General features: G+C 37.6%; 7 protein-coding genes and 4 pseudogenes. 3 read left to right on the plus strand and 8 right to left on the minus strand.

The annotated features are described in order from the left end of the window. Positions 1-93 precede the first annotated feature (93 nt). Positions 94-706, minus strand: a pseudogene (locus tag GB993_RS02560) (IS6 family transposase). Positions 707-821: 115 nt separating this feature from the next. Beyond that, positions 822-1,382, minus strand: a pseudogene (locus GB993_RS13255) (IS30 family transposase); the annotation flags it as partial. Between the two features lie 981 nt (positions 1,383-2,363). On the opposite strand from GB993_RS13255, the gene GB993_RS02570 reads away from it, so the two are divergent. Further along, positions 2,364-2,765 carry a pyridoxamine 5'-phosphate oxidase family protein gene (locus GB993_RS02570; protein WP_161002983.1) on the plus strand — a complete coding sequence of 134 codons (402 nt, stop codon included), beginning with the start codon at positions 2,364-2,366 and terminating at the stop codon, positions 2,763-2,765. 1 nt (position 2,766) lies between these two features. On the opposite strand, the pseudogene GB993_RS02575 reads toward GB993_RS02570, so the two are convergent. From GB993_RS02575 to mobQ, 4 genes and pseudogenes are all read right to left on the minus strand, one after another. Next, positions 2,767-3,384: pseudogene (locus GB993_RS02575) on the minus strand (IS30 family transposase); the annotation flags it as partial. Between the two features lie 94 nt (positions 3,385-3,478). After that, positions 3,479-3,730, minus strand: a complete 252-nt coding sequence (locus tag GB993_RS02580; protein ID WP_002816285.1) for an IS3 family transposase — start codon at positions 3,728-3,730, stop codon at positions 3,479-3,481. 158 nt (positions 3,731-3,888) lie between these two features. Beyond that, a complete protein-coding gene (locus tag GB993_RS02585; RefSeq protein ID WP_161002984.1) occupies positions 3,889-4,470 on the minus strand; it encodes a recombinase family protein in 582 nt (193 codons plus the stop codon). A 428-nt stretch (positions 4,471-4,898) separates the two neighbouring features. Next, positions 4,899-5,795, minus strand: a pseudogene (mobQ, locus tag GB993_RS02590) (MobQ family relaxase); the annotation flags it as partial. A gap of 251 nt (positions 5,796-6,046) precedes the next feature. Here mobQ and GB993_RS02595 point away from each other — a divergent pair. Beyond that, positions 6,047-6,274 carry a hypothetical protein gene (locus GB993_RS02595; RefSeq protein WP_081453972.1) on the plus strand — a complete coding sequence of 76 codons (228 nt, stop codon included), beginning with the start codon at positions 6,047-6,049 and terminating at the stop codon, positions 6,272-6,274. 22 nt (positions 6,275-6,296) lie between these two features. Then, entirely contained in the window at positions 6,297-6,575 is a 279-nt protein-coding gene (locus GB993_RS02600) for a hypothetical protein (RefSeq protein ID WP_161002985.1), read from the plus strand. A gap of 16 nt (positions 6,576-6,591) precedes the next feature. On the opposite strand, the gene GB993_RS02605 is transcribed toward GB993_RS02600, so the two are convergent. After that, a complete protein-coding gene (locus GB993_RS02605; RefSeq protein ID WP_161002986.1) occupies positions 6,592-7,071 on the minus strand; it encodes a hypothetical protein in 480 nt (159 codons plus the stop codon). Next, the gene (locus GB993_RS02610; RefSeq protein WP_161002987.1) at positions 7,061-7,342 is read right to left on the minus strand and encodes a type II toxin-antitoxin system RelB/DinJ family antitoxin; all 282 of its coding nucleotides are present in this window, start codon (positions 7,340-7,342) and stop codon (positions 7,061-7,063) included. The genes GB993_RS02605 and GB993_RS02610 overlap by 11 nt, the downstream gene beginning before the upstream one ends. Between the last annotated feature and the right edge of the window lie 169 nt (positions 7,343-7,511).

The raw sequence follows: 7,511 nt of genomic DNA on the forward strand, positions 1-7,511 counted from the left end.
ACCAACGCCCCCTTAAAGTACTTAACTGGCAAACACCTTACCAAGTGATGCTGACTAATTTGTCAAAAAATTCGGATCAAATTTGCAATCTACCTATAACGAATTAAATCCAAAGAGAACCGAGTCTCTTTGGCTTTTTTTATGTAATTGATGCATGACTTCAATCCCGCTTAAAGTTTTTAGAGCTGTGCATAGTGATTGAAACCCGCTTGATTTTACTAAGACGTATTTAATTAATCGATGATCTTGTTCAATCAAATTATTACGATATTTAGAACATTGATGATTCTCTTTCGCCAATAGGCCATCCTTAATCACTTTTTTAATGGCCCGTCCGACCATATTGATCAGTGACCAGACCATTAGGACGACCATAAGTTGTCAATAAACGCTTCAAAAAATTATAGCGGACTTGATAATCACGATGTTGACGTAGCTCAAAATCCAGTGTTAATCCATGACTATCAATAGCTCGATAAAAATAACACCAACGACCGTTGATTTTTATGTAGGTTTCATCAACTCGCCAGCTTTGACTAGGTGAATAGCGCACCCAGCGCATAACGGTTGTATGATGAATAATAATTCCACGGTCACGTAAAATTTCAACCACATCACGATAGCTCAAGGAAAATCTAAAATGGTAGCCAACGGCTACCAAAATAATATCTTTCTGGAAACGCCGCCCTTTAAAGTAGTTTTTCATCATGGCTACCTTGCTTTTTAGGCTGATTATATCCGAAATTAAGCTAACCTGGAGATTTTTGCATCGGAACCCTGCATAATTAGATGTAAACTAGTTTTATGAAGAGCACTGGTATTTACAAGATAGAAAAGGGTAATAGAATGGGAATTTTAAATACATTCTTGGGAAATAACCATCGCAACCTGCGGTTGAAGTATTCGTTACTGGCGCGTTCCCAGGGAGAATATGGATGGCAAAAGTAAACTTTGATGTGGTGAATGACTTCTAATTCTTGATAGCCAGAAAACTCCTTTCCATGATCAACAGTAATCGATTTAACTGTTGCTTTGAATTTTTTCAATGCCTGGTTTAAAGATAGTGAGGTCCGGTTTGGTAATTTTATTGCCCAAGTTAGATGTGCTTTACCCTCGACGACGGCCACTAAACAATCTTTTGATTGACCACAACTAGAGAGAATTGTGTCTATTTTCCAGTGTTCAAATAGCCTACGGTTATTAATGGCTTGGAGACGCGCCTCAATCGGTTGTGAAACTTTAAAAGTTCTTCGAGTCTCTATCGTTCGTTGGTGTCTAATGTTACGATTAAGCAATTGGCTTAACGGAAAATCTAAATTACCGACAATGAGCCAGTTAAAAATTACTGCGGTACACAAGCCGTAGGATTGAGCAACCATTTCCGGTGACCAAGTTGGTTCTCAATCAGACGTTTTAGCTCAGGGGTTAAGGCCAAATGTCGTACACAACGAGCGCGCTTATGATCAGTATCAGCTTGTGTTGCTTGTGGGTAACTCGTTCTAACTCATAGTAAAGCGTTGAGTTAGCAACGCTTAAAGTATCGGCCATCTCTTGTAAAGACAAATGTTAAGTAACAAACTGGGCCAGTACCCCACGTTGAAAAAATGTTAAATAGAAAAGCTCAAAGTAATTCTCCTTCACAATGTTGGTATTCAATCACTACCATTGTAGGACATTACTTTGAGCTTTTTTACTTGTTCGGATTAATTATAGAATTTGCCATAAGGTTAAAAATCTATTCTTAACCTTATCTTCGTACTAATATATGCAAGCGCATAAGTAATTTACTACTAATCAAGAAGCAACTAAATAGCTGATGTGTGTTTTCATCTAATGGACACACCAACCTACTATGAATCTGCTCTTGACTACGATCATAATCACTCATTATGACCAGTAGTTCAGGTCTAATGTATTAAACTAATTTTCAATAATATTTTTCTTTGTCAAGGTGACCTTTAGGTCTCACTGAAATTCAGTGATGTTTGAAACAGAAATGTAAAGCCCTCCTCCGTTCAAAGAAAAAAGAAAAACTTAACTGGAATTCAATTGAGAATCACCAATTATCTTATCACTTGAACCTCATTCACTAATGAGTTCTGGTGAAAAATTAATAAAATGACTTGTTAACATATCGGGATAGTCATTGACCAGATCATTGTGCTAATCGTTTTAATCAATGATTGAAACGATTAAAAGAGTTTGGGGGATAACTGTTTTTGAGGGATCTGACTAAGACAAATCAAGTTGGTACAAGCATCTCATTAGAAAAATTTTTTTGAGAGTGGTAGCGTAAAAAATGTTTAAAATATTACCAGTGAATATTGTGTTTAAAAGGGCAGTTTATATTGGAGGTCAATACTATGCAAAGCTTGACAGAAGAAATGAAAACTATGGTTGGAGAACAGTTTCCATTTCTGGCTACAGTTGATAAGGACGGGTATCCTAAGGTTGGTCCTAAAGGATCACTGCATGTATTAGATGATCAGCATTTAGTATATTATGAACATACATTTCGGCATGCTTACAATAATATTATTACCAATGGCAGAGTAGCTGTTGCTGTTGCTAATCGAAAAACTCAAAAGGGATTTCGTTTCGAAGGTGTCGCACATCTTCATGAAAACGATGAAGTTACTGAAAAATTATTGCCAAAACAGGTTATAGATAGGTTTAATCATGGAGCTATTGTCATCATCGACATTCAGTCTATTTATAAGCTTGATAATACCACTGAGGCAGGGACTCGTATAATTGAAAATTAACATGCGTAAAATGATCCTGAATACCATATTGTGGTTTGAATGACTTTAGGCTGCTAAGCTCTGTACCTCAGTCCCTAGTAGAACTGTGCACAGGATCTTTAAACGTCGCTAGAAAATTAATTAGTGATTCATTAACAATCCCTCCTGTCTGATCTTTTAATCGATAGGCCCAAAGAAAACGTGACTTACGATCAACTAAAGTTAATAAAACAGCTTTACTATGTCCACGAGGGCTAACTACTGTATCTATTTCAAAATCACCGATGCGGTTACGTTGATTAATCACGATTGGTCGTTGTTCAATTGATCGCCCCAATGATTGATTATATTTAGAACGTTGGTCAAGGTTACGCCGTTGGCGTAACCCATGCTCAGGTAGTTCACTCAAGGGAAATTCAAATTTTCCCTGATATAACCAATTGTAAATAGATTTAGTGGCTAGTTTAAGCTAATGAGCAATCACTTCTGGTGACCAGCTTAGACGTAAATGGTTTAGAATGGTTTGCTTTAATTTGACATCCAATTTAGTTTTCCGACCACATCGTGATCGCTTAGATTTAGCGTTCACCTGTGCCAACTCAGCTTGATAAGGTTGACATCGAGATAGTTCATAAGAAATGGGTTTGTGGTAAACACCATTTTAAAGGAAGCTGATCTTTTTTATCCGAACAGCGTTCGGATTAATTTTACAATCTACCAATCAAAAATATTGGTTACTTCTGCGCAAGGAAGCCCAGGGCTTTTTTTAGGATTTCGTTCTCCTCAGACAGGGAAGCCAGCCGCTTTTCCATCGCTTTAATTTCGTCTGGCGATTTACCGGATTGAGTTTTGGCTTGGCCCTGGATCCACTTATGAACGGTTGAATAGCCAATGCCATATTCTCTGGCCAGTTGGGCGGCTGATTCGCCTTGTTTATATAGGTTGATGATGTTTTGTTTGAATTCTTTGTCGTAACGAGTTGGCATGTAAAAATTTCTTCCTTTTGAGAGACGATTTATTCATTATATGCTCTCTTAGAAGTTGTCTCAGGAATCAGCTTACATCCAGGTTAAACGCATGCAATAAACGCGGGTCATTTTTTCATATTGTGGATTGCAACCATGATGCTTGTTTTACTGCTTTGCTAGGACAGTTTTTGATTGTTTGCATTCAGTAAGGATTTAAAGCGCCTTTGTTGGGTACGCTCACTGATACCTGTTTTTCTAGCAATCATTTTGTACGTCATGCCTTGTTGACGTAGCTGATAGGCTAGTCGCATTTGTTCATCAGTGTAGGTCTGTGGCCGCCCCTCTCTAAAGTGTGGGTCGTTTCGTTTAGCATATGCTTTGCCTTCTTGTGTTCGGGTAACGATCATATCACGTTCAAACTGCGCAAACGCACTAAAAATCGTAAAGATTAATTGTCCAGTAGGGGTGTTATCAATCAAGCCCATATTGAGAATATTAACTTTAATCTCGCGGTTAAATAGGTCTTGGATTATATCAAGGGCTTCTCTGGTATTCCTAGCAAAACGGTCTAACTTGGTTACAATCAAGGTATCGTCTGGGTTAAGTTGTTGCAATAGTTTTTGAAACTCTGGTCGTTCAGTTGTCGTCCCAGTAAATTTTTCTTGAAAGACTTTTTCTGCTCCCGCCGATTTTAGTAACTCAATTTGATTTGCTAATTTTTGATCGGTGGTACTTACACGCGCATAACCGTATTTCATTTAATGTCTCCAATCTGATTTGAATGGTTAACTAGGAACTTTTCGTACTAAAAATGTAACGCATTTGTGACAGTAAGTTATGACGCACACTAGTGCCTTTAATTATAAAGCCAAAAAAACAGCGACACAACTGTTAAGTTGTGTCGCTTTCATTCTCCTATTATTCTTTGTTACAGGGTCTGATTTGGAGAATCCTAATGGACATCTATAAATCTAGTTAAACAAAAATTTTAATTGGCTTCCTATAAGTGTATATAATTCCATAATCACTACCTGTCCTGCTATAATTACAGTAAAGGTGGTGATGATTTGCGTTTTATATTTAAGGTTTTGGTAGATTGCAAATTTGATCCGAATTTTTTGACAAATTAGTCAGCATCACTTGGTAAGGTGTTTGCCAGTTAAGTACTTTAAGGGGGCGTTGGTTAATTCTCCAAACTGATATAAGTTTTCAGTTCATGGCTTAACTCTTTAACTACCCGTTTTTCATTAAACGAGAAGTGTTTACTTAGGCTATCTAAATGACCTCTATTGATTACTTTTTCTTGGTTGTTTTTATAGCCAGCTTTGGACTTACGATAGTTCTTAACTTGTTGGTTAAATTCTTTTCTTTCATGCCGCTTACTATTGATTCCCTCATGTTGAGTTGGAACTTCATTTATTCCTTGATCTTCAAAGGATTTTTCGCTGATCCGATCGGGAATATTTTTTTGCTCTAAAACTTGATTTACACTAACCGCCCAATTGTGCCGCCATTCAGTTATTTTTTCTTTTTTATCCCAATCAACCAACCAAATTTTTCGGTTTCTCACATTCCCTGCAGGGGTCTTAGTTTTATTACCATGACTATCTAAAATGTATTCGGTTTTTGTTTTCTGTCCCCAAGTACCATCGGGGTTAAATGGGCGATTGGTTAACATCACATGAGCGTGCGGATTATCTGGGTGGTCGCGATGAATTGCCACGTCGGCTACCATGCCCTCATCAACAAAATTTTCTTGCACATATTTTGTCAGTAATTCTTTCTGTTCGGATTCACTTAATTCTACCGGTAAAGCCACGTTAAACTCTTTTGCATACCGTGAGTTTGATTTACGATCTTTCGTTTCAACTTCATTCCACAACTGCTCTCGATCACTGGCCCATTCTGGTGCATTTTTGGGGGTTAAAATAAAGCTTTCTGGCATAACCGAGCGGGCATAAAAATAGTGGCGACCTTCCCTATCATCAAATAGCTTTTCACCACTTCGATAAGCGGCACTGGCAATCGCACTTCGTCCTTTACCAGCACTAATATTACTAAAGCTCATGTGAAAAATTGCCATGTCGGTCACCACCTTTCTTTGGGTTTATGGGTTTGACTTTGTTGTCGCCATCGGCGACTTCTAATACAGGTTTTAATGGGTTTAGCACAACGTCATCAAAGATGACGTGTAAGTGCGCATTGACCTCGTTTCACTCGGTCTTCTGATTCTCTTAACTTTAACTTAGTGTATGCCTTCCGCTTCGCTATTTCAAATTTTATACTTTGACTTAACGTTTCCCTTATGATATAGTGTCGGTGATTATTTCTAATATGATTGGAGGGATCGTTGTGTCTCAAAGTAACTTAGAAAAACAAGAAGCTAAATTAAAAGCCCTTAATCAAAAAATTAAGGACGAAAAAAATAAGATTGAACAACGGCTAGGTAAACAAATCATCAGTCAAGCCAATTTAGATTATGCTAATTTGTCTAACGATCAGATTAAGCTTTTAGCCAAGCAATTTTCTGAATTTTTAAAGGTAAAGTCCGTAGATCATTAGCCATACGAGATGGGGAAATTCCATGTCTAATCAATATGAAAAACTAGTCGAGCAGCAAGCGCGTTTAAAACAAAAAATTGATCGGGAAGATTTTAAATTACGGCAATCTAAATACTACGAAAATCGGCAAGCCCGCAAAGCCCGTTCTCGCCGATTAATTCAAAAAGGGGCTTTGCTCGAAAAATACTTTCAAGCTGATAACCTATCGGTCGAAGAAACCGAAGAACTTTTAAAAACATTTGCTGACTATGTTAACGCCCATAAACCGGATAAATTAAAAAACGATCAACCTAATAACTAGGCCGATCGTTTGTATTTTAAGGATTGTTTTTTGGCTTAATTTCTGGATTGTGTTTAGCAAAGTCTTTTAACTGTTTTTGAATTCTTTGTGTAAGCTCTGCTTTACTTTCTTTGTGCTTCCTTTTACTTGATCGCTGTTGAATTATCTTTTGACCCTTACCTCTTCTTTTTGATTTTAGGTCAAGCGTAAAATCTGAAATTTTATTTTGATCTAGCTTACTTAAATGACCGATTTCTTTAAAGTTTAAACCGGCTTTGGGAAAGCGATAAATATTACCAAGATCGACCCAGGAAGGTTTCTTCAACCCAGCGGATTGCCAATCTTGAACCGGATAATATTGTTGCTTGATATAAGCCGACTTCTTTTCATACTGACTAGTAATTTTAAAAGCCTCGATCGTCTGTTCTGATACCCGACGAATTAAAACTGGTCGAGACTTGCCACCGTTAGTTTCTACAAAACTAACGTATAGGCTGACTAAGTCATTAGTCCTCATCTGGATCGTTGAGCCAATCTGCGACCTCTTTAGCGTCTTTGAACTCGGTGACTGGTGTCCCTTCGGTCGCCTTTAAAAAGCGTAAATTAGCTCTTTCTTCTTCGCTTAAAGACGCATTAAAAGGTAAAGCACCATTAGCAACAATCCGCTTGTAAAACATGTTAATGGCCGCGGTTGGATTTAAACCCAATTCGCTTAAAACTGCTTCGGTATCATCGGCCAAATCTTTATCAATCTTGACTTGGACCCGTTTCTTTTCATTAACTGCCATGATTGTCTCATCTTCTTTCTTTTACTACTACCATTATACTACCTTTTGAGTACCTTATCAATAGATAAAGCCCTGGCCTCAGACCACTTGAGGTTGGCATTGATCTAAAGGCTGAACTTTTGAGCTAGTTAGCTCTGACACTTATTTAAAAGCCCCTGTTCTTCTGTTA

The organism is Furfurilactobacillus milii (assembly GCF_009864005.1).
Lineage (GTDB): Bacteria > Bacillota > Bacilli > Lactobacillales > Lactobacillaceae > Furfurilactobacillus > Furfurilactobacillus rossiae_B.

Bases quoted from the DNA above. Each gene is read 5' to 3' on its own strand.
- GB993_RS02570 (WP_161002983.1), top strand. From the start codon at position 2,364: ATGCAAAGCTTGACAGAAGAAATGAAAACTATGGTTGGAGAACAGTTT.
- GB993_RS02580 (WP_002816285.1), bottom strand. From the start codon at position 3,730: ATGCCAACTCGTTACGACAAAGAATTCAAACAAAACATCATCAACCTA.
- GB993_RS02585 (WP_161002984.1), bottom strand. From the start codon at position 4,470: ATGAAATACGGTTATGCGCGTGTAAGTACCACCGATCAAAAATTAGCA.
- GB993_RS02595 (WP_081453972.1), top strand. From the start codon at position 6,047: ATGATTGGAGGGATCGTTGTGTCTCAAAGTAACTTAGAAAAACAAGAA.
- GB993_RS02600 (WP_161002985.1), top strand. From the start codon at position 6,297: ATGTCTAATCAATATGAAAAACTAGTCGAGCAGCAAGCGCGTTTAAAA.
- GB993_RS02605 (WP_161002986.1), bottom strand. From the start codon at position 7,071: ATGAGGACTAATGACTTAGTCAGCCTATACGTTAGTTTTGTAGAAACT.
- GB993_RS02610 (WP_161002987.1), bottom strand. From the start codon at position 7,342: ATGGCAGTTAATGAAAAGAAACGGGTCCAAGTCAAGATTGATAAAGAT.